Raw genomic sequence first — 20,571 nt, forward strand, 5'->3', positions numbered from 1 at the left:
GCTTCTGTTTCTGACGTACTTACTTATCACAAGCTGGTACAATCTCTTTTAATTAATCTTATATCTAATACTATGAAAAACACATCTATATAACACACCCCAAAAGGGTTTTGTTCGTAGGTATAATCTTTTTTGCTGTTAATAATAGTTATACAATAATATGATCACCAACCGGGAACTCTATCTTTCTGAAAGTAATCATTGCATTAAATAAAGTGATGCGGGAGTAGGTAAAAAGTTGTTTCAAAGTTATTTCTTCTTCTTTTATAATTTGTTGATCCAACAGAAATGCTCTTTGTGTACCTTTCAGTAAAGGAGCTTTAGGAGTATGCCATTCTGTACCATTATAAAGGGCTATGTTAGCAATGGAAGTGTCAGTAATCAGTTCATTTTTAACAATGAGTATATCATCGGCTGTTTCCCGTAAAGCATAAAGTTGATTCAAGTATTCACGGTCAATACTTTTATAAGTATAATCTATTTCGTCGGAACGGACCACACGAAGTGTATTAATGTTACGAATAGAATAGGGGGCATACGTGATTTCTCTGATTTCTTTATCGTATACCACTCTGCACTTTATTACCCCTTCACCTTGTATAGGCTGGATGTAATCAGCGAGGTCCAAAGTAGCACAGTTTTTCCAGAACCAATTTCTGGTCCGATTTAACCTCTTATTGTGATAGGCCAAATTGTGTATTACCCCATTCTCTATTCGTATGGTTTCAATAAATAGGCACATAGACTTTTTGTTTCATTTCATTGTATTCACTTTCCAGATCGCTTTTACAGGTGATTCCTCCCCCGCTTTTGAAATAAAGTTTATCTCTCTGTTGCTCAATAAAGCGTATCATTACAGCACTGTCGAGGTTCTCACCATCGAAATACCCGGTAATACCAGTATAGAAACCTCTTTCATATGTTTCCGCACGGGCTATAATATCCATTGTCTTTTGTTTGGGAGCACCTGTAATAGAGCCTGCAGGTAATAGTTTAAAAAGAATGTCTCCCAACTGTGAGCGATAATTATCAGGCAAAATACCACTAATTTCCGAACTTGTCTGTAAAATAGGACCGGAATTTGTCTGCAGTGTATCGACATAACGATAACGGTTCACAAACACTTTTTCTGCAACCAGACTCAGATCATTACGTATCAGATCTACAATTGTAGCGTGTTCTGCCGCTTCCTTCGGGTCATTCATTAGTTGTTGACATGCAGATGGGAGAGTAGCATCTATCGTTCCTTTCATGGGGTATGAACTAATCTTCTTTCCATTGATCCGAATAAATATTTCAGGAGAGAATACTACAAAGGCATCTTTTACCCATAGCTTATACATTGCTTTGGAATGAAGGAAAATATCTTTTAACCCAAAGTTGGTCGTAATTGGAGTATTACAAGTCAGATTCGTTAGAAAACTATTACCATTATGGATATTCTGCATAACGTAGTCAAAAGATTCCTTGTATTGGCTTAGTGGCTGGGGAGCAATTTGCCACTGTATTACTTTATTACAAAGCTGAGTCGGTGGTTGGTTAGTAAAACCGTTAAAATTATACAATACGAGTGAAGAGTCAAGCCTGTCTGCTTCTTCTATATACGAACAACTTTGCAGATAATTAATGATAAAAATAAAAGGTTTGCCTTGTTTGGACAGATAGTTAATCCTCCGAATGGCTTGTTCTTTATTGTATGATTGTAACATATAATTTCCGGATTAGAACATGGATGAGATATGGAAAAACAATATACTATAACCTGTAACACAAAAGTACGTATTTAACATCCTGTTAAATACGTATTTAAGTCACTATTAAATACGTACTTTTTAAAAGCCTGATTAGATGGTTATTTTCAATATCTTTCCGCTATGTCTGCTCAGTGAAACCTCTGTTGCCTTATAAGGGAGCAGACAAATATTTTCTTTCTTTCCAGTCAGTAAATCCGTAGCCTCGTAAGAATCCATCTGAGGAATTTGCAAGAAGTCAAAAGCATGAGACGGTACATTTATGGCAATGTCTACCGGCTGACCATCAAAATTGACAATAATGAAAAGTAATTCATTTTTAGACTTACGCAAAAATGTATATTGCTTGTGCTCATTGAATCTCCATCCGTTTTGGTTGGCGTACATCAAGTCGAAGAAAGCTCCTTGTACAATAGCCTGTTCTTCGTTGCAAAGAGTCAGAATCTTCTGGTAGACAGCGTACAGGGATTTTTGCTCCTCCGTTAGCATCTTGCCATCAAACTTACCTTCATTCCGCCAACGGCGTATGGTATCTACACTCCAATAATCAAAAATAGTAGTACGCCCGTCGCGGCCGCTAAAACCTTCACTATCCATACCCAGTTCGCCAAACTCCTGTCCGAAATAAATCATCATCGGGTTTGTATTCATACAGGCTGACACAATCAGAGCCGGAATACCTTTACGAGGATCACTTGCAAAAAAATCCGAAGCAATACGCTGTTCATCATGATTTTCAAGGAAGTTGAGCATACGCTTCTCAATTCCTCCCAGGCTTTGCCAACTGCGGGTTATAGCTGTAGCAGAATCATAGCCGCATGCTACATTACGTAGTGTATCATACAATCCCACTTTATCATACAAATAATCAAATTTACCACGGAACAGATAATTCTGGTATTCTGCCGGATTGTAAACTTCTGCAATGAATAACAGTTTGGGATGTTTCTCTTTTACTTGAGGGATTGCCCATTCCCAAAACTCTACCGGTACCATTTCTGCCATATCACAGCGGAATCCATCTATGTTCTTTGAAGCCCAAAAAAGAAGGATATCAAGCATCTTTATCCATGTATCCGGAATAGGGGAGAAGTTACAGGTGCCTCCGTTAGGATAATCTACGCCATAATTCAACTTCACCGTCTCATACCAGTCGTTGATATTGGGATATGCATCAAAACGGTTGTTGCCGGTTGCTTTGGCGGGATATTCCCGATAAGGTTCCGCAGCGCTTCCCTTCATATCGAACTGTCCGTGAAGTTCTGATTGTGGAATATAATAAAAGTTGTTGTACGGACTGAAAGCATACGTCGGGTCATCGTTTGCTCCCAGTTCTACTGTCCCATCGGGCTGTGCATCAGAATGATACTGACGGGCCACATGATTAGGTACAAAATCAATGATCACTTTTAGTCCGGCACGGTGTGTACGGTTCACAAGGTTCTCAAACTCTTTCATCCTACCGGGAACGTCTGTTGCAATATCCGGGTCTACATCATAATAATCCTTGATAGCGTAGGGAGAACCTGCTTTACCTTTCACAATAGCGGGATGATCCGGACGGATATTATACCGACGGTAATCAGTTTGTGTAGCATGTTCAATAATACCCGTATACCAGATATGTGTTACACCTAACTTTTGTATCTCACCCAATGCTTTTACTGTAAAGTCTGCCATCTTTCCACAGCCATTTTGGGTAATATCACCGTTATTGATGCAATGATTATTGTTATTTCCAAACAAGCGGGTAAGCACCTGATAGATAATTATTTTCTTTTCGTCACTCATGTTATATAAGATTTATTTTAAGCTGATAACTTTACCTTCCTGTTGGCTTTGATAAGCTGCCTCAATAACACGAATTACATTCAGAATATCACGCGCTCCTGTCTGTAATGATTCTCCAAGGCGAAGGTGTTCATATATGTTCTGATAAAACCCACCGTAATTTCCGGAAATACCCGGATATTTCCGGCAGATCTCTTTTCCATCAATCTCTGTATGTATTAATCCCCATTCTTCTTCTGTTTCTTCTCCCCATTGAGGTTGATCGGGCATTTCACCACGCAGTAAAGCAGCTTCTTGTTTGTCGACTCCATGTTTTACAAATGAGCCTAAAGTTCCGTGAAGAACAAACCGGGGCTCAGCTTCCCGCATTAAATAACTGGCTTTTAACGTAACTTTTACATCCGGAGCCAATGAAGGACGAAGAAAACGAATCATAAAATAATCATCAACCTTTCCATTGGCGCGCATTGTAGCTATATCGGCAAAAACAGCCTCCGGCATACCAAACAATCGGATGGCTTGATCGATGAGATGGGAGCCAAGATTATAAGTTAATCCGCCACCTGATTCTCCTGTCTCTTTCCATGTGTTAGGTTTGATAAAGTTACGATAGCGGGCAAAAGTAGATTCATATTCTACCAGTCGTCCCAGCAGCCCTTTGGCAATGATTTCCTGTACAGTCCGGAAATCTGCATCCCATCTCCGGTTTTGATATACACTAAGCATGAGGCCTTTTTCGGCAGCCAATGCTATCAATTCTTCTCCCTCTTCCGTAGTTGAAGTAAAAGGTTTCTCAACAATGACATGCTTTCCCGCTTCAAGAGCCAAACGGGTATATTCATAATGCGTACTATCCGGAGTATTAACTACAATCAACTCTATTGCAGGATCTTTTATCAACTCTTCGAAACTGCGTACAATTGTAGCATCAGGATAGCGTTCCTTTGAAAGCTCCTTACTACGCTCTACTATTTTGCAAAGTTCAAAATGAGGATTGGTACTGATAAACGGAGCATGAAAAACTTGTCCTGACATTCCGTAAGCAGCCAGACCTACTTTTATTATCTCCATATTCTTCCTTTCTCCTGAAACAGATTTTCCAATATTTCATTGGCCGTTTTATATCCCTGATCAAATATCTCTTCTGCCTTTTCCAACTCCCGGTTGCTATATCCATTCAGGTTGTACGGTTCTATCAACAGATCGCAGAGTTCGCGTTCCGGAAATGTATTGGCACGAAACATGAAATGATAGGATCGCATCGCAATGCTGACAATATTCATTTTATATTTCTCTGCTTCTAAAGGGCTGACATTGATGGCAACTACTTTTTCACATTCTTTGCGGAGGGTAGATACCGGCAGATTCATCAACAGCCCACCATCCACGTAATGTGTACCGTTTATTCTGACTGGCGTAAACATTACCGGCATACAACATGAAGCAGCAACCCGCTCAGCGATGCTGCCTTTCCGGAAATGCATGCTTCGTCCGTGATCCAGGTCTGTAGCAGTTATAATAAGGGGGATTTGTAACTCTTCCAGCTTCTGAGCTTTCAGATTACTTTTGAGGAAATCTATAAATTCTCCCAGTTCGAAGAGCCCTACTTTGGGAATCACCATTTTTGTAAGATCTTGAAATTTATGTCCGGAAAAGTAATCCAGGACTTTGTGAGGTTCGTTACCATCAGCATAAAATACACCTGCCAATGCACCTGCACTTACACCCGAAATTATATCCGGCCTGATATCATGCTCCAAAAGGGCCTGCATCACTCCTAAGTGGGCAAAACCTTTAATAAACCCACCACTAAGTGCATATCCTATCTGAAATTTTCTGTGTTCCCAATCGGTAGTTACTACATCCTCCATTTGCTTCATTTTATATTGTTCGCCACGAAATTAGTAAAATTCTGCAAAGAAGAACTTGATATAGAGAAAAAAGTTCACCACTGATAACACAGATTAGTACTGACTGTCTCTCCGGAAAGAAAAAATCAGTACTAATCTGTGTCGCCAGTGGTGAATATAATCAGAATCCGAATCCGTCTATCTCGACCTCTTCCTTTTCTGTTTCTTTAAATGGTTTAGCTGCTTTCTGTATCGGATTACCTTCTATATAAACTGCACGGAACGGACGAGAGGGGCATACATATTCACAACCGCCACATCCTACACAGATATCTGTATTCACATGAGGAATTGTCAGTCCACCTTTGTACGGCACCATCGCTATAGCTTGTGTCGGGCAGTGTTCTGAGCAGGCACCACAACTGGTACCATCTGTATACACAATACAGTTTTCTTCAATAAAGACTACATACCCCATTTGAGTCAGATGTTTCTCTTCCACAGTCAATGGTTTTATGGCTCCATTGGGACATACATCTCCACAAACAGTACAGTCAAAGTTACAAAACCCTTTTTCAAAATTCACCGTAGGTTGCATGATTCCTCCTAATCCATATTCTGTGAATGCAGGTTTCAACACATGCGAGGGACATTTACTAACACAAAGATGGCAAGATGTACAGTGATTCTGGAAGTACTCACGACTAACAGATCCCGGAGGCGTTATTGGGTTCTTTTTTTGATATACTTTTTGACCTCCCAACAGGGTTGCCGCCGTTTCTTTAACTTGTGCCAATACTTTGGGTGCAGTAGCTGCTGTTATTGCCCCTGCCATTAAAAAACGACGTTTAGAACTATCTGCGCTCTCTTTTTTTGTAGATCCTGAAGACGGAGCATAAACCAACGCATGCTTATTGCATACTTCCAGACAGTCAAAGCAGTCTACGCAGCGGCTATAATCAACAGCATGGTTTTTACTGTCTATGCAAGCAGCTTTACACTTGGTTGCACACAAACCACAACCATTACACTTATTCTGATCAATCCGGATTTTGAATAGGGAAAAACGACTTAGGAATCCTAAGACAGTCCCTACCGGGCAGATTGTATTACACCATGTACGCCCATGTTTCCAGGCAAGAAATAGGATAATGATAAAAGTGAGTAATGCTATCACAAGTGAAGCCACACTCAAAACAGAAGCATCTACCTGATAGAAGGTATAATTTTTAAATTGAGAAAATACAGACTCCAATAAATTATTGCCCAACATATACACCGGCTTAAACACATTGACTGCTATCCGGCCGTATGCACTATAAGGATCAAGCAGCCCAAGTATCGCAGTAAAACCACAGAAAAAGGAAATAGCTGTGATCCCTACAACAATCCAACGTAGAATATTCTTTGCCGGACTATAACTATATCTTTTCTTTTTCTTTTTCTTTCCAACAAACTTTGAGCCCCGTGCCACTACATCCTGAAAAACACCCATGGGACAAATAGTAGAACAGTAAATCCGCCCGAACAGTAATGTCAATACAATTAGAAAAATCAGTATACCAATACTAAAGGACAAAAGCGCCGGAATGAACTGAATGTGTGCCAGTCTATGAAAACTATTGGGCAATATACCCGCAAAATCCAGGAAATAAAATGTAATCAGCGTAAACAGAACCACTGATATACCTATACGTATTTTTCTCAACATGTGTTTATAACTTAATTCGCTTCACGTTCAGTTTGTCCAGATTCATTGTACCTATTTTCAAGGCTTCCCCTTTGGCAAGATGCCCTACGGTATCCAAAGGCATTTCGCGTACTTGATTGAAAAATTTAGCGGCTGCTGTATCTACGGCTACGATATCAGGTGAGATAAAAAGCCCTTTAGCCAGTACAACATCTGAGGCTGAACGTCCACGCGGACCATTGGTTTTCATAATACGGTAAGCATCTACCACATTCAATACTGCCTTTTTTTGCATAGTGCAGATATCAGCTATGCATTGTTGCAAATCATTCTTATGAAAATAACCTCTATCCCATACTATTCCCATATGATTTTTCATCGAAATAGTAAGGTTTGCACCACCATGATTTTTTAAGACAGGCACATTGATCCATACATCACTATTCAATATAGCTTCGTGTATTTTGGCTTTCTTCAGATTTTTTCCTTTTGGCAAATCCACAGAACGGTAATATGATTCCAGATGGGCAGGCATTACTTTGGCTCCGGCAGCTTTAGCAGCAGCTTCAATTCCGCTGTTCTTATAGCATTTTTGCCAATCGTCACAAGTATGGTCAAATACAGTAACTTCTTTGGCTCCGGCGGCAAAACACTGTTTTACAATTTCAGCAACCAATTTAGGATTGGTATTGCCAGCTAATTCCGGAACTTTATCCCATCCTATATTGGGTTTTACCACAACTTTCTGTCCCGGTTTCACAAACTGTTTCATACCTCCCAATTCAGCAATTGCACGCTGGAACATCACTTCCGGTTCGCCACCCATTACAGCTACGAGATCAGGTTTACCAGTATTATTTACGGCTTGTGTCAGTACTTCCATTGCTTCTGAGCGCTGTATAGTCATTGCCGCACCCGCTATCGCTACTGTTTTCAGAAAATCTCTTCTGTCCATCTTTTATTTTCAATTTATTCCCTACAGTCATGACCATTATCCGATCTGTATCACATAGGTACGTTATCTATTTACAATCTACTATTCAGACAATCCACGGAAATTTAAAACAAGCTTCATCAAAAAGAGCATAGTCCGCATTTCCGTTAACGGCGAAAGTTTTTATCATTCTGGCTTCTTGCATCAGTTCTTTGGCTAATTTTATAGTAGAACCGGTTTTTATACGGTCATCCACCAAAAGAATACGTTTATCTCTGAAATCGAAGTCAATTGGTGCCAGAAGTTTGGGCTGATCATACTTTGGATGTTGATATTCGTCTCTCAAATTGATTTTCAACAAATGAATCTCTTTTTGTAAACGCTGATTGATGATACCCGCCGGAACAATTCCACCATTGGCAATGGCTACAATCATATCAAATTCATCCTCGAATGTGATGGAACGAAAACGTTCCATCACCTCATCAAATGTTTTTGCCATATTGTCAGATTCTTGCAATAGCTTTGAGCAGTGCATAGCCACCAAACCATTGAATAAGCATTCCCGGAACACCTATACGGAAATCTTGTACAGCAGCAAAGAAATTTCCTAAATAAGCCCATTCAAGGGCTGTACCTACAACCTGATAAGACAGTACTGCAAGCAAGATAGCTAATAACGAAACTTTTTTTGCATAACGGGCAGCCAATGCAGAAGCTCCCGCAAGTAAAGCAGATTTAGTAAGAATAACAGGTAGTACAGCTGCCGAAGGCATTGCAAATAGTAAATGATTGATAACTGGTGATAAAATAGCAGTCAGCAAGCCTACACGAAAGCCATATTTATACGATGCGATTAGTGTGAAAAAGTAAATAGGCAATAGGGTAGGACCACCGGCAGGTACCAAATGACACAATTGAGGTAATGCAATATTGCCTGCTACAAATAGCAAAGCGAACAAATACGTTTTCACATTACTGTAATTCAAAGAATAAAGTTTAACTGTTGTTTCCATTTCTATTCTGTTTTTGATTGATAACATTGTATTTAAAATTAGATTGTATATTCAAAGAATGGTTTAATTTCACACACGAATTAATTCATAATCCATTGTTCCTAATCCTATTTTCTCTGCATGTTTTAATCCAGCCAACCAATCCGTATCAGGATGCATCAGATGGAATTTATCACAACCGCATAAATCATCCTGTTCATGTTTGTCAGATAAGCGGTTTCCACTATGCAGAATAGGTACTTGTATCACTAAGTCGGCACAAGCTTTATCCAGAGCTACCGGATCGAAAGATGCCAGAATCCCTAAATCGGGTACAATAGCAGCATCATTATGATTCCAGCAATCGCATTCCGGAGATACATTCATAATAAAACTCACATGAAAGTGCGGTTTACCTTTAACTACAGCAAGTGAGTATTCGGCTATTTTGTAATTCAAGCGTTCAGAGGTATCTTCGTCACCCATTACAGCTGCATCATACTGACACAGGGCAACACACTGCCCGCATCCGATGCATTTTTTGTAATCGATTTCTGCTTTACGATTTACATTCAAATGTACAGCATCATGTGCGCAATGTTTTACACAGATATTACAGCTTTTACAATTATTGATATCAATTCGGGGTTGAGAAGCGCTATGCAACTCCAACTTTCCACCTACACTGGCACATCCCATTCCGAGATTCTTCAAAGCACCACCAAATCCAGTTTGTTCATGGCCTTTGAAGTGATTCATGCTAATAATAACATCAGCATCGGCAATAGCCGTTCCTATTTTGGGAGCTTTGCAATACTCTCCGTTTAGTGAGATTTCCTTGCAGTCAGTGCCTTTCAGCCCATCGGCTATAATAACCTGACATTGTGCCGAAATGGGGTTAAAACCGTTTTCCATTGCACTCTGTAAATGGTCAACGGCATTGGCACGCCGCCCGGAATACAGTGTATTACAATCTGTCAAAAAAGGTTTTGCGCCAAAGCTACGTAGTAGGTTGGCCATTCGTGCTGCATAATTCGGACGTATATATGCCAGGTTTCCCGGTTCCCCGAAGTGAATTTTAATAGCCACAAAGTTATCTTTAAGAGGTATGGTTCCAACACCAGCTTGCTTTACCAGCCGCTCCATTTTGTCAAGTAGATTGGAGGTAGGGGTAGTCCGCAGATTTGTAAAATAAACTTTTGAAGTGTTCATAATTTTATTCTTGTAGCGTATATACTATCAAAGGTTAATTAAAAAGATATTTGAATAGCATATTGCAAATATATCATTTATCCTTTATTTATTCTTCTATAGAAAATAGATCGAATAGCTATTGATACATTTTCTATAAAGATTGAGAGAATATTAATAAAGAGCCTCTCTCTTTTTATTTCAAACTCTTTTTAAAGCGTAAAACGGTTAAAACATCTTCCAGCTTTTCTTTATCACTAACTGCTATTGACATCGGCAATAATTTGCCAATGGATTTCATTTTATAAAAATCTTCTTTTATATAATCCGATATATTCAGATCCGCAATAGCGGTTAAATGTCTTTCCATAAAAAAAAATGATACTCTGAAGAATCCACCGTAAATATGTAACCAACCCATATTCTTCTTCTTGAACATCATTTTACACAACCAGGCCTTACCATCTTTGTAATAATTCCATTCCGGCCTTATCTCCATAGTAATCAATAAAGCATTCAATTCTTCAAATGTCGGGTAACTACCACACAAAACAGCTTCTAAGACCTTTTGTGTTGGAAGTATGTTTTCATCTCTCAGTGCCAATGTTTCCATTCTTGCGTATTTTTTGATTATTCATTGGAAAAATCATGTTATTGTGCTGATACCCATAGCTCAGTAATCTTTAATGCTGATGCAAAAATAAGAGTTTTTTCTTTGCTTGCCCTATAGAACTTCACAAATCAGTAATAAAGGTACATATATCAGTAATCGGTATAGCAATCTATTAATAAAATCGGAATAATTTTGTATCGTAGATAGCCTGCAGTATTGAAAAAAACTATTAATAAAGAAATATTAATCTCTGTTATTACCAATACTTGCCATACATTGGTTTTCCCCGTACATTGAATGCACTATCAGGTATCAATGAGATAATTCCTGAAAATTAGTAATTCTGGGGTTACAAAAAAGAGTGGGTAAACAAATGATTTGTTGCCCACTCTTTTTCTATGATTATAAAAGAGTTATCTTTTCTTAGAATATCAGATATTTACTTTTCACTCATAGAAACGATACTTTTGGGTGGTAAAGTAAACCAGAAAGTAGAACCTTTACCTTCCTGTGAGAAAACTCCTATATTACCACCCAAATGAGAAACAATGGTTTTACTAATAGAAAGTCCCAAACCTGTTCCTTGTATAAAACTGTTTAATTTAACGAAACGTTCAAATACCTCATTCACCTTATCAGCTTGTATGCCATATCCTGTATCTTCTACATAAAAATAGAGTTCACCTGACGGACTCAACTTATAACCTATGTGAATATGTCCCTGAGGAGTAAATTTAATAGCATTATTTACAAAATTGTGTATCACTTGTAGCAAACGATTGCGATCACTATTCACTATGCATTCCGGCAGATGGTCAGTAAAGGCAATCTTCAGCTCCGGATTGTTTGCTTTCATTTGGGCGGTCTGTGCTACCTCGGCCAGTAGATTATTTAAATCAATATCAGAATAAACAAACTCCAAAGTACCTGCTTCGATCTTAGACAAATCCAGAATATCACTGATCAGCTGCAGAAGAAGAGCATTATTATTCAAAATAATTCCTGCATACTCTTTTTTTTCTTCCGGATTATCTGTTTCCGTCAATAACTCTGAGAATCCGACAATAGCATTAAGCGGTGTTCTTATTTCATGGCTCATATTTGCCAGAAAAGCAGATTTCAGTGTATTGCTTTGTTCTGCTTGTTCTTTGGCAAGTCTTAGAGACTCTTCCATGTTTTTCTGTTTCGTAATGACCATACCGGAACCGATTACACTAATAGGACGTCCTTTTACATCATACCTGAAAACTGTTCCTTGCTTATTTACCCATTCATATTCACGGTCATTATACCAATGTATTTGATACACTTCATGAAATTCGGTTCGCTTTCCTTCACGTAACTCTTTGAATACAGTTGAAATGTGTTCACGAAAGTCAGGATGAACTTTTTCCAGATATTCATCAATAGAAATGTTGTATTTCCCATTATTATCAGGTCCCGAAGCACTCTCATGGTGATAGAGATTGTAATCGGTAGAGAAGGTATGCGTCACCAGGTCAGCACTCCATGGCAATACTTCGGCAATGCTCAAAGCAGATGAAAGTATTGAATTGCTGGTCTCAAGTTCTTCTTTAGCCCGGCTAAGAGAAAGTTGTGTACGTTCTAATTCCAATTGCGAGGCATACGCTTGAGGAATATCGTGCGCGGTCATTATTACTCTATTTCTGTCAATCGGAGAAATTTGGATTTCATAACAATGTTTATTTCCGTTTTCTTCCAGATCAAGTTCAAAAAACTCAGACTTTCCGGTAGCAATAGCTTTCCGGAAATGTTTCATACAAATTCGTCCCGTTTCCCAATCCAGAAAGGTTTCTATTTTTTTGCCAATCATTCCCTCCGGATTAAATGGTAAGTTACGACTGGGATTAATAATATTCAAAAGTGTAGCTTGTTCATTATATACAAATATCATATCTGGCACAGTTTCTATAGTATGCTCATGTGCTCCTGTAAAAATTATATTATCCATCATTTTTATCTCTGGTTTTGTATCAATCTAATCTGTTTCAATATAGTAGGCTACCAAAGTCCTTCTCTTTTTCCTATAAAAGAATAACAAATTATTGATTAAAAAGTTTTTAGGAGTATTATTTTATGTAAACCACTCCCTCATAAAACCATAGATGGAAAAATAGATGCATATATTATTTAATAATAATTTTTTCTCCCAGATATTTAGGACTCTTATTTGTATATAAGTCCAGGAATAATTTAACTCTTGCAAATTTTTCACGAAGCTGTGTTTTAAAACCACTGTAGGCATTCACATCTTCTGCATTAAAACCCACTACCTGTAAATCTTTGGCTTGCGCTATATAAATGGCCCGGCGATTATGAAATTCTTGAGATATGATGGTAAAACTGGATTGACCGAAAATCTTTTCCATACGCACTACAGAATCAAGTGTTCTAAAACCTGCATAATCCAGATAAATTTTATTTTCAGGAATACCTTCTTTCAACAATTCAGTTTTCATGTCTTCGGGTTCATTATAACCCTCACGACTGTTGTCACCGCTAATAACAATAGCATCTATTTTCCGTGCTTTAAAGAGAGCAACAGTTGCCTGTATTCTGTTCCGGAAATACTGATTAGGATTACCCGAACGCAGAGTTTTGGAAGTTCCCAGTAATAGTCCGACTTTGTTATAGGGAATGGAAACCGGATCCTTATAGACCAATGAGTCAGTAGTATATTCAACAATGTAATTAGCAGCCATCGTCATTGCAACAATCAAAAGTATTCCGATTGGAACAGCCCATTTGAGTCTTCTTTTCCACCTGCCAGTTTTCTTTGTTTTTATCTTACTCATCATTATTTTATTTTTTTCAAATCTGGTAGAAACCAAGTAACCAACCCAAGCAAAGGCATGAAAGCACAAACATTATAAACAGCTTCAATGCCGAATTTGTCTGCCATATTCCCCAGCACTGCAGAAGCAATACCAGCAACTCCGAAAGCAAAACCAAAGAACAAACCGGAAATCAATCCAAGTTTATTAGGAAGTAATTCTTGTGCATATAACAGGATAGCCGGGAATGCCGACGAGAGCATCAGACCAACACAAAAACTAAGTACTACTGTCCATACAAGACCTACATGAGGCATCAACATGCTGAAAGGAGCCGTACCAAGAATTGATACCCAAATAACATATTTCCGCCCAATGCGATCTCCAATAGGACCTCCAACCAGTGTTCCGATAGCTGTAGCAATCAAAAAGACAAAAAGGAAAAGCTGTGATAGCTGAACACTGACTCCAAACTTATGAATCAGATAGAACGTGTAATAGCTGTTCAAACTTGCCATATAGATGTATTTGGAGAAAATCAGAATAAGCAGAAGTGTAATAGAAAAAACAGTCTTGTTCATTGGCAATGGCATAGCAAAATGTGCCTTCATAGTGACAGATTCACATTTTATCCGGTTTAAATATTTTTTATACCATCTGCAAACGGGAATCATTACCAGAATAGCCAGAAATGCCAAGATAGCGAACAAAGCTATGTGATGACGCCCATAAGGAGCAACCAATAATGCCACCAACAGAGGACCTAATGAACCACCCAAATTGCCACCTACCTGAAACAAAGATTGTGCAAGACCTCTTCTTCCTCCGGAAGCAAGTGAAGTGATGCGTGATGCCTCCGGGTGAAGAACAGAAGAACCGATACCAATCAGAAATACAGAAAGAAGTATCCAATGCAGATTGGAAGCAAAAGCAAGATTCAACATCCCTGTCATTGTGAAAAGCATTCCTGCGGGAAGCGTCCATGCTACCGGACGTTTATCAAAAAAAAGCCCGAATACTGGTTGGAATACCGATGCTGACATTTGATAAACCAATGTAATCAACCCGATTTGAGCAAAACTTAAAGCTAAATCGTCTTTGAATAGGGGATAGGTTGCTGTTATGACAGATTGCAATAAGTCATTCAGACAATGAGAAATACTTAGTGCTATCAATATAGGAAAAGCAATTGAACTGACTGGACGTTGTGGATTTTGTATCATTTTGTGACCTCCTGTTATCTCTATATTCGTGAAATTGGCTGCAAATGTACAAAAACACAGCAGGTCTACACTAAATGAAATACTAAATAATTATTTTTTTCAGGCTATAAAATGACTTCTTTGTATAAAGTTCCGTTAGTTCCGTTGTAAATTGCTCCCTGATACATATTGACTAACAGGTTACTATAATCCTGTAGAATAGTGTTACTATCCTTCGATAAATTGGCTGTTAATATTCCGCTTCCAAGTATCCCCGGATTACAAGGAATGGTATTTCGTTCTATTATTTCAAGAATTAACTCTACACAAGCACATCCCTTTATTTTATTGTTTCGGAGGCCATTAAGAATATATGCATTCAATTGCTCTTTCACACTCAAAGTCATAAAGCCATACCATAAATAACACTTTATACCTGCCTGTGCCGCTTCAAGAAACACATCAAAATAAGTAAAACCTCCCGGTTCTCCGGATTTATTTATTTCATACGGATCAATGTGTATAAAAGAAGAGACAGGAAGAGACGGTAATAGCTCCATCGTTCCTCCGATAGAATCCTGATTGAATGTTCTTATTCGGTTTCTAAATCCGTCTCGTAGGGCAAATGCTTCAATGTTTTTCAAAGGTTCCTTTTCGATATCAAAGAAAAGTAATTCATTCGAAGGAGAATTCAGAATATTCATGGCCAATCCGGGAGAACCTAAATACAAATGATCCCGGTATGCCTTTCTTTCCAAATTCAGATAAATTGAATCGGTAAATTCATTATATTCTGATACGTTATTCAAAAAATGGCAGATACCATATTGTTGCTCCAAACTATTACTTAGCATATATTCTGCACAGGCAGAATTCGTCTCTACATATAGGTCCGGTTTTTCTCTCTTTAGTACTTCACACAAAATGACATGTTTGAATACATCTGCTTGTTTTCCAAAATGCGTATAGGGCATAACGTTATTATCTTTTTTATTTTTGTCGTATGTATTTCATTGGAGTATACCGGATTCCATCTGTCAACTGCTCTTTTTCAACATCTGTAAATCCCAACTTGTGATAGAATCCCACTGCATAGCGAGAGGAATTGACTGTCATTTCTTTTGCTTTACTATTTTCTAAGACTAAATTGAACAAACTACGACCTACTCCCCGGTAGTGAAACTCCTTGTTTATAAAAAATAATGAGATGTGACTTCCTGTACTTCTTGTTGCAATAATGCCCACAAGTTTATTGGCATCAAAAGCGCCATAAGCATCAAGACTGTCCACCATTTCTTTATCATCAATGAAATTACGGAAGTTTTTCAATCCTTCTTCACTACAATCCGTATTATCAAATTCTACAAAAACATCCCATGACAACTGCATTGCAGTAACTTTTTCATGTTCTGCCAATTTTCTAACTATAATAGAATCCATATTAGTTTTGTTTTTTTATTGAGGTTGCATACGCTCTCTGATTTTTCCCCAGGCATGAGTATCGAACAGGCAACTACTACGCATGGTTTGATACATTTCTCTAAAACGGGACATAGGAATTGTATAACTTAATACATCCGGTTCAAAGTAAGGGCGCACGGATGGATCAAAGAATCCCACAAAAGTTCTCCTTCCACCTTTCCGGTTTTCAAGGATTGTTTGAGTCACTACAGTACTACAGCCGGAACCGAATTGTGATGTAACTGCATCCTCTGAGTTATTATCGAAACAAGCCCATGTCGTAAGTCCGGAAAGCATATCAGGTGTTGCGAGAAATAAAATTCCTTCAATTTGATCGAAAGTATCTACCTTATTTATAGGTGCAAAGTGGAGATAATTCTTTGCAGTCCTTGGTACCCCCAAACGTTCAATAAACTCTGTTACCATCTCTGGGGTCTGTTTGTATTTCTCTTTCAGGGAAACAAAAGTCGGCACATGTTCCGGCATATCGGTAAAACCTGTATAAAACTTTCCACCACCACATCCGATAACATCTGCATTTAAGCTGATAATATGTCCGTCTCTTACCTTTTTCATGTTCTTGAAGAAACAACCATTGATCTTTTCTGTCTGGCTTTCAGGAGTATCAGAGTACCAAAATACGATTGGTAATTCTGCCACCTCTCCAAAAGCTTCCCGGTAGTTTGCTATAAATGTTTTTATTTCCATTTTCTGAGTTTTTTTAAGAGTTTTACTAAGTAGAAGGGCAATATTCGCAAATTTAAGATAAAGAATGGTATTTATCAATGAACAAGCGTTAAATAGCTGGAAAAAGAAGATAATAGCCGAATCGCTAACATTTGTTAAGCAAAGGTGTTTTATTATCAACATATATAACTCAACTAACTAACTTTTTGTTATCTTTGGTTCAAAATATAACTGTTAACCATGTAACAATAAAAAACAACCGACGTATTATGAACCAAGAACTATCAATGAGCCCCCATTCGCTGGTGGCCTTTCTTCAGAAACCAGCATCCGAATTTACAAAAGCTGACATCATCACTTATATTCAGAAGAATGACATCCGGATGATCAATTTCATGTATCCTGCAGCAGACGGACGATTGAAGACTTTGAATTTTGTCATCAACAATGCTGCCTATTTAGATGCAATCCTGACATGTGGCGAACGTGTGGATGGCTCCAGTCTGTTCCCATTTATAGAAGCAGGTAGTAGTGATTTATATGTAATTCCCCGGTTCCGTACAGCTTTTGTTGATCCTTTTGCAGAATTGCCAACAGTTTCCATGCTTTGTTCTTTCTTTAATAAAGATGGTGAACCCCTGGAAAGTTCTCCCGAATATACATTACATAAAGCTTGTAAGGCTTTTAAAGATGTAACTGGTATGGAATTTCAAGCAATGGGAGAATTGGAATATTATGTGATCTCAGAAGATGAGGATATGTTTCCGGCAACTGATCAGCGTGGCTATCATGAGTCGACTCCTTATGCCAAGTTTAACGATTTCCGTACAGAATGTATGGCATATATTGCACAAACGGGAGGACAGATCAAATATGGTCATTCAGAAGTTGGCAACTTTGCGCTGGATGGCATGATATATGAACAAAATGAGATAGAATTCCTTCCGGTACGTGCAGAAGATGCAGCAGATCAGTTGATGATCGCCAAATGGGTGATTCGTAACCTGGCCTTTTCTTATGGGTACAACATTACGTTTGCTCCCAAAATTACTATTGGAAAAGCAGGATCAGGCCTGCATATCCACATGCGTATTATGAAAGACGGACAAAACCAGATGTTAAAAGAGGGCATACTGTCCGAAACTGCCCGTAAAGCAATTGCCGGTATGATGGTACTTGCACCTTCTATCACTGCTTTTGGAAATACGAATCCAACTTCTTACTTCCGTCTGGTACCGCATCAGGAGGCACCTACCAATATTTGTTGGGGAGATCGTAACCGTTCGGTATTAGTGCGTGTACCATTAGGCTGGTCGGCTAAAACTGATATGTGTATGTTGGCCAATCCATTGGAGAAACCTGCCAATTATGACACTACTCAGAAGCAAACTGTAGAAATGCGTTCTCCGGATGGTTCGGCAGATATCTATCAATTGATAGCCGGACTTGCAGTAGCCTGCCGTTATGGTTTTGAAATGGAAAATGCATTGGATGTAGCCGAAAAGACCTATGTCAATGTGAATATCCATAAACAAGAGAATGCAGATAAGCTGAAAACGCTGGAACAACTTCCGGACAGTTGTGCGGCATCTGCAGGTTGCCTTGAGAAACAACGTGCTTTCTTTGAAAAATATAATGTATTCAGCCCGGCTATGATTGACGGTATTATCACTAAGCTGCGTGCATACAATGACAGCACATTGCGTAGTGATATAAAGGATAAACCCATAGAGATGATGGAATTAGTGGAAGAGTTTTTCCACTGTGGATAACGCATTACCAAATTTTATAAACAAAGGGTCCCGGTATTCTGCAAATGCCGGGACCCTTTGTTTATTTACTACCGGTACAGTGAACCATTTAAAAAAGCGACTGTTGTACTTACAATTATTTTAAAACTATAAAAGTATGTTCAATCTGATTGCTGTATTTTTTGTTTGTTCCGGAATTGGTATTGCCGTTCATATCGCATATGATCTTACCTGCCATAAACAATCTATGAAAATAATGAATGTAGTGTGGATATTAACTGCATTATGGGGAAGTTATCTTGCACTATGGGCTTACAATAAATTTGGGCAAAGTATAACCGCTAAAATGATAATGCCTGAACAGAATATGACTGGTGAAAGCATGAAGATGGACATGAATATGGAAATGGATATGAGTAAAACTCATCCACAATGGCAGTCTGTTGCTCTTTCTACTTTACACTGCGGAGCGGGATGTACGTTAGCAGATATTGTCGGGGAGTGGATTACGCATTATATTCCCATAAGCATTGGTGGCAGTATGATTCTGGGTAATTGGATACTTGATTTTATTTTGGCTTTGATAATAGGAGTTTATTTTCAGTTCTATGCTATTCGGGAGATGGAAAATCTCTCAGTTTCAAAAGGTATAGTCCGTGCTTTTAAAGCAGATTTCTTCTCATTGACCTCCTGGCAGGTAGGTATGTATGGTTGGATGGCCATTGTTTATTTCATACTATTTGTAAATTTCCCGTTAGCAAAAGATTCATGGCAATTTTGGTTTATGATGCAGATTGCTATGCTCTTCGGTTTTATTTGTGCTTTCCCTATGAATGTTCTGCTCCTAAAGCTGGGGATTAAAAAGGGAATGTAACGGATAATGGAATGCACTTCTGTTATTTTTCAATATATTCTGTAACTTTGTACAATAAATAGTAGTATAAAGTAGCAGTGAGTGATTTTAATAAATATACGTCCAAAATTGATTATTCTGCAATAATAGAATTCGTACTTCAGAACGGAGAACTGATGCATTATAAAAAAAGAGAGTACTTCAACCGCCAAGGCGAAGTTTGCTATAAAATGGGGTATGTTGTTTCCGGTTCTTTTCGTTATTGTTGTATCAACAGTGCAGGAGAAAGCAAAGTAGTAGGATACACATTTGAAAATTCCTTTGTTGGCAATTATCCGGCTTGTCGTCTTGAAGACCGTTCAAATGTTGAGATACAAGCACTATGTGATTGTTCCGTATACGTTATTTCAAACAAGCAGATCACTCAATTCTATGAACAGAATATTGAGAATCAACGGTTGAGCAGAAGTATTGCAGAAACATTGCTGTGGGAAGTATACGACCGTATGATTGCTATGTATAGCATGACGCCCGAAGAACGTTATATAGAAATCCTTGACCGTTGTCCTGCGTTACTCAATCTTATCTCTCTCAAAGAACTGGCATCTTATCTTATGATCTGTCCCGAAACATTAAGTAGGCTCCGAAGAAAATTAGTACAAAAGTAAGAACCTATCTAAATTTGCTGAGCTTTCTCTATCATTGCCTGATTCACAAGCAATAACCTTATGACAGGGATTATTTATAAAAAGGCTAAGTCATGTTGTGATTTCAGATACATATAAATGCTAAATAAACAGATAAAGAGATCGTTTGAGTGTTGAAAATACACAACATTTCAACCTCTTGTCAAGACATTGATAATCAAGACATTGTCTCTCTTACTTTTTCCTCTACGAAGATCGACTCGTTCCTCTACCATTATCTTTGCCATGGAAAACATAGTTCTTTATGAACGTTAATAAGAATAAATTTCTTAATATTGTCTCGTAAACAAGAAAGCCTCC

20 protein-coding genes are annotated in these 20,571 nt (G+C 38.3%); 3 read left to right on the forward strand and 17 right to left on the reverse strand.

Annotation, left to right across the window (positions count from 1 at the left end; translation table 11 throughout):
- Positions 1–148 precede the first annotated feature (148 nt).
- The 17 genes from QX565_RS06105 to QX565_RS06185 all read right to left on the reverse strand — a co-directional run bounded on the left by QX565_RS06105 (position 149) and on the right by QX565_RS06185 (position 16,981).
- Positions 149–742 (reverse strand): aminotransferase class IV family protein, encoded by a 594-nt coding sequence (locus QX565_RS06105; RefSeq protein WP_221651103.1) that lies wholly within the window; start codon positions 740–742, stop codon positions 149–151.
- On the reverse strand, positions 726–1,709 hold the full coding sequence (locus tag QX565_RS06110) for an aminodeoxychorismate synthase component I (RefSeq protein ID WP_221651104.1): 984 nt from the start codon (positions 1,707–1,709) through the stop codon (positions 726–728). Before QX565_RS06110 ends, QX565_RS06105 begins: the two co-directional genes overlap by 17 nt.
- 135 nt (positions 1,710–1,844) lie before the next feature.
- Entirely contained in the window at positions 1,845–3,542 is a 1,698-nt protein-coding gene (locus QX565_RS06115; protein ID WP_289291890.1) for an alpha-amylase family protein, read from the reverse strand.
- 12 nt (positions 3,543–3,554) lie between these two features.
- Complete coding sequence (locus tag QX565_RS06120; protein WP_289291892.1) at positions 3,555–4,613, reverse strand: Gfo/Idh/MocA family oxidoreductase; 1,059 nt, start codon at positions 4,611–4,613, stop codon at positions 3,555–3,557.
- On the reverse strand, positions 4,604–5,413 hold the full coding sequence (locus QX565_RS06125; RefSeq protein WP_002560317.1) for a patatin-like phospholipase family protein: 810 nt from the start codon (positions 5,411–5,413) through the stop codon (positions 4,604–4,606). Before QX565_RS06125 ends, QX565_RS06120 begins: the two co-directional genes overlap by 10 nt.
- Before the next feature lie 160 nt (positions 5,414–5,573).
- Positions 5,574–7,103: a 4Fe-4S binding protein gene (locus tag QX565_RS06130; protein ID WP_289291895.1), complete on the reverse strand. Its 1,530-nt coding sequence runs from the start codon at positions 7,101–7,103 to the stop codon at positions 5,574–5,576.
- A 4-nt stretch (positions 7,104–7,107) separates the two neighbouring features.
- Positions 7,108–8,037, reverse strand: coding sequence for a DUF362 domain-containing protein (locus QX565_RS06135; protein WP_221651108.1), 930 nt, complete (start codon positions 8,035–8,037; stop codon positions 7,108–7,110).
- A gap of 85 nt (positions 8,038–8,122) precedes the next feature.
- On the reverse strand, positions 8,123–8,518 hold the full coding sequence (locus QX565_RS06140; RefSeq protein ID WP_289291898.1) for a phosphoribosyltransferase: 396 nt from the start codon (positions 8,516–8,518) through the stop codon (positions 8,123–8,125).
- Between the two features lie 4 nt (positions 8,519–8,522).
- Positions 8,523–9,032, reverse strand: coding sequence for an ECF transporter S component (locus tag QX565_RS06145; protein ID WP_221651110.1), 510 nt, complete (start codon positions 9,030–9,032; stop codon positions 8,523–8,525).
- A gap of 69 nt (positions 9,033–9,101) precedes the next feature.
- Positions 9,102–10,223, reverse strand: a complete 1,122-nt coding sequence (locus QX565_RS06150; protein WP_289291900.1) for a DUF362 domain-containing protein — start codon at positions 10,221–10,223, stop codon at positions 9,102–9,104.
- A 175-nt stretch (positions 10,224–10,398) separates the two neighbouring features.
- Positions 10,399–10,815, reverse strand: a complete 417-nt coding sequence (locus tag QX565_RS06155; RefSeq protein ID WP_221651112.1) for a DUF3788 family protein — start codon at positions 10,813–10,815, stop codon at positions 10,399–10,401.
- A gap of 439 nt (positions 10,816–11,254) precedes the next feature.
- Positions 11,255–12,790, reverse strand: a complete 1,536-nt coding sequence (locus QX565_RS06160; RefSeq protein WP_289291902.1) for an ATP-binding protein — start codon at positions 12,788–12,790, stop codon at positions 11,255–11,257.
- A gap of 172 nt (positions 12,791–12,962) precedes the next feature.
- Complete coding sequence (locus QX565_RS06165) at positions 12,963–13,634, reverse strand: SanA/YdcF family protein (RefSeq protein ID WP_289291903.1); 672 nt, start codon at positions 13,632–13,634, stop codon at positions 12,963–12,965.
- A complete protein-coding gene (locus QX565_RS06170) occupies positions 13,634–14,833 on the reverse strand; it encodes an MFS transporter (protein ID WP_289291905.1) in 1,200 nt (399 codons plus the stop codon). The genes QX565_RS06165 and QX565_RS06170 overlap by 1 nt, the downstream gene beginning before the upstream one ends.
- A 104-nt stretch (positions 14,834–14,937) precedes the next feature.
- Positions 14,938–15,786 (reverse strand): 23S rRNA (adenine(2030)-N(6))-methyltransferase RlmJ, encoded by an 849-nt coding sequence (locus tag QX565_RS06175; protein WP_289291908.1) that lies wholly within the window; start codon positions 15,784–15,786, stop codon positions 14,938–14,940.
- 16 nt (positions 15,787–15,802) lie between these two features.
- Positions 15,803–16,252 carry a GNAT family N-acetyltransferase gene (locus tag QX565_RS06180; RefSeq protein ID WP_221651117.1) on the reverse strand — a complete coding sequence of 150 codons (450 nt, stop codon included), beginning with the start codon at positions 16,250–16,252 and terminating at the stop codon, positions 15,803–15,805.
- A gap of 15 nt (positions 16,253–16,267) precedes the next feature.
- Positions 16,268–16,981, reverse strand: a complete 714-nt coding sequence (locus QX565_RS06185; protein WP_221651118.1) for a DUF169 domain-containing protein — start codon at positions 16,979–16,981, stop codon at positions 16,268–16,270.
- A 248-nt stretch (positions 16,982–17,229) separates the two neighbouring features.
- On the opposite strand from QX565_RS06185, the gene QX565_RS06190 reads away from it, so the two are divergent.
- From QX565_RS06190 to QX565_RS06200, 3 genes are all read left to right on the forward strand, one after another.
- Positions 17,230–18,732, forward strand: coding sequence for a glutamine synthetase family protein (locus QX565_RS06190; protein ID WP_289291911.1), 1,503 nt, complete (start codon positions 17,230–17,232; stop codon positions 18,730–18,732).
- 136 nt (positions 18,733–18,868) lie between these two features.
- A complete protein-coding gene (locus QX565_RS06195; protein ID WP_221651120.1) occupies positions 18,869–19,585 on the forward strand; it encodes a DUF4396 domain-containing protein in 717 nt (238 codons plus the stop codon).
- A 77-nt stretch (positions 19,586–19,662) separates the two neighbouring features.
- A complete protein-coding gene (locus tag QX565_RS06200; RefSeq protein ID WP_289291912.1) occupies positions 19,663–20,232 on the forward strand; it encodes a Crp/Fnr family transcriptional regulator in 570 nt (189 codons plus the stop codon).
- Positions 20,233–20,571 lie beyond the last annotated feature (339 nt).

This window comes from Bacteroides sp. 41_26, from assembly GCF_949740115.1.
GTDB classification, from domain to species: domain Bacteria; phylum Bacteroidota; class Bacteroidia; order Bacteroidales; family Bacteroidaceae; genus Bacteroides; species Bacteroides nordii.

Excerpts from the sequence above, each read along its gene's own strand:
- QX565_RS06105 (WP_221651103.1), bottom strand. The coding sequence starts at position 742 with ATGTGCCTATTTATTGAAACCATACGAATAGAGAATGGGGTAATACAC.
- QX565_RS06110 (WP_221651104.1), bottom strand. The coding sequence starts at position 1,709 with ATGTTACAATCATACAATAAAGAACAAGCCATTCGGAGGATTAACTAT.
- QX565_RS06115 (WP_289291890.1), bottom strand. The coding sequence starts at position 3,542 with ATGAGTGACGAAAAGAAAATAATTATCTATCAGGTGCTTACCCGCTTG.
- QX565_RS06120 (WP_289291892.1), bottom strand. The coding sequence starts at position 4,613 with ATGGAGATAATAAAAGTAGGTCTGGCTGCTTACGGAATGTCAGGACAA.
- QX565_RS06125 (WP_002560317.1), bottom strand. The coding sequence starts at position 5,413 with ATGGAGGATGTAGTAACTACCGATTGGGAACACAGAAAATTTCAGATA.
- QX565_RS06130 (WP_289291895.1), bottom strand. The coding sequence starts at position 7,103 with ATGTTGAGAAAAATACGTATAGGTATATCAGTGGTTCTGTTTACGCTG.
- QX565_RS06135 (WP_221651108.1), bottom strand. The coding sequence starts at position 8,037 with ATGGACAGAAGAGATTTTCTGAAAACAGTAGCGATAGCGGGTGCGGCA.
- QX565_RS06140 (WP_289291898.1), bottom strand. The coding sequence starts at position 8,518 with ATGGCAAAAACATTTGATGAGGTGATGGAACGTTTTCGTTCCATCACA.
- QX565_RS06145 (WP_221651110.1), bottom strand. The coding sequence starts at position 9,032 with ATGGAAACAACAGTTAAACTTTATTCTTTGAATTACAGTAATGTGAAA.
- QX565_RS06150 (WP_289291900.1), bottom strand. The coding sequence starts at position 10,223 with ATGAACACTTCAAAAGTTTATTTTACAAATCTGCGGACTACCCCTACC.
- QX565_RS06155 (WP_221651112.1), bottom strand. The coding sequence starts at position 10,815 with ATGGAAACATTGGCACTGAGAGATGAAAACATACTTCCAACACAAAAG.
- QX565_RS06160 (WP_289291902.1), bottom strand. The coding sequence starts at position 12,790 with ATGATGGATAATATAATTTTTACAGGAGCACATGAGCATACTATAGAA.
- QX565_RS06165 (WP_289291903.1), bottom strand. The coding sequence starts at position 13,634 with ATGATGAGTAAGATAAAAACAAAGAAAACTGGCAGGTGGAAAAGAAGA.
- QX565_RS06170 (WP_289291905.1), bottom strand. The coding sequence starts at position 14,833 with ATGATACAAAATCCACAACGTCCAGTCAGTTCAATTGCTTTTCCTATA.
- QX565_RS06175 (WP_289291908.1), bottom strand. The coding sequence starts at position 15,786 with ATGCCCTATACGCATTTTGGAAAACAAGCAGATGTATTCAAACATGTC.
- QX565_RS06180 (WP_221651117.1), bottom strand. The coding sequence starts at position 16,252 with ATGGATTCTATTATAGTTAGAAAATTGGCAGAACATGAAAAAGTTACT.
- QX565_RS06185 (WP_221651118.1), bottom strand. The coding sequence starts at position 16,981 with ATGGAAATAAAAACATTTATAGCAAACTACCGGGAAGCTTTTGGAGAG.
- QX565_RS06190 (WP_289291911.1), top strand. The coding sequence starts at position 17,230 with ATGAACCAAGAACTATCAATGAGCCCCCATTCGCTGGTGGCCTTTCTT.
- QX565_RS06195 (WP_221651120.1), top strand. The coding sequence starts at position 18,869 with ATGTTCAATCTGATTGCTGTATTTTTTGTTTGTTCCGGAATTGGTATT.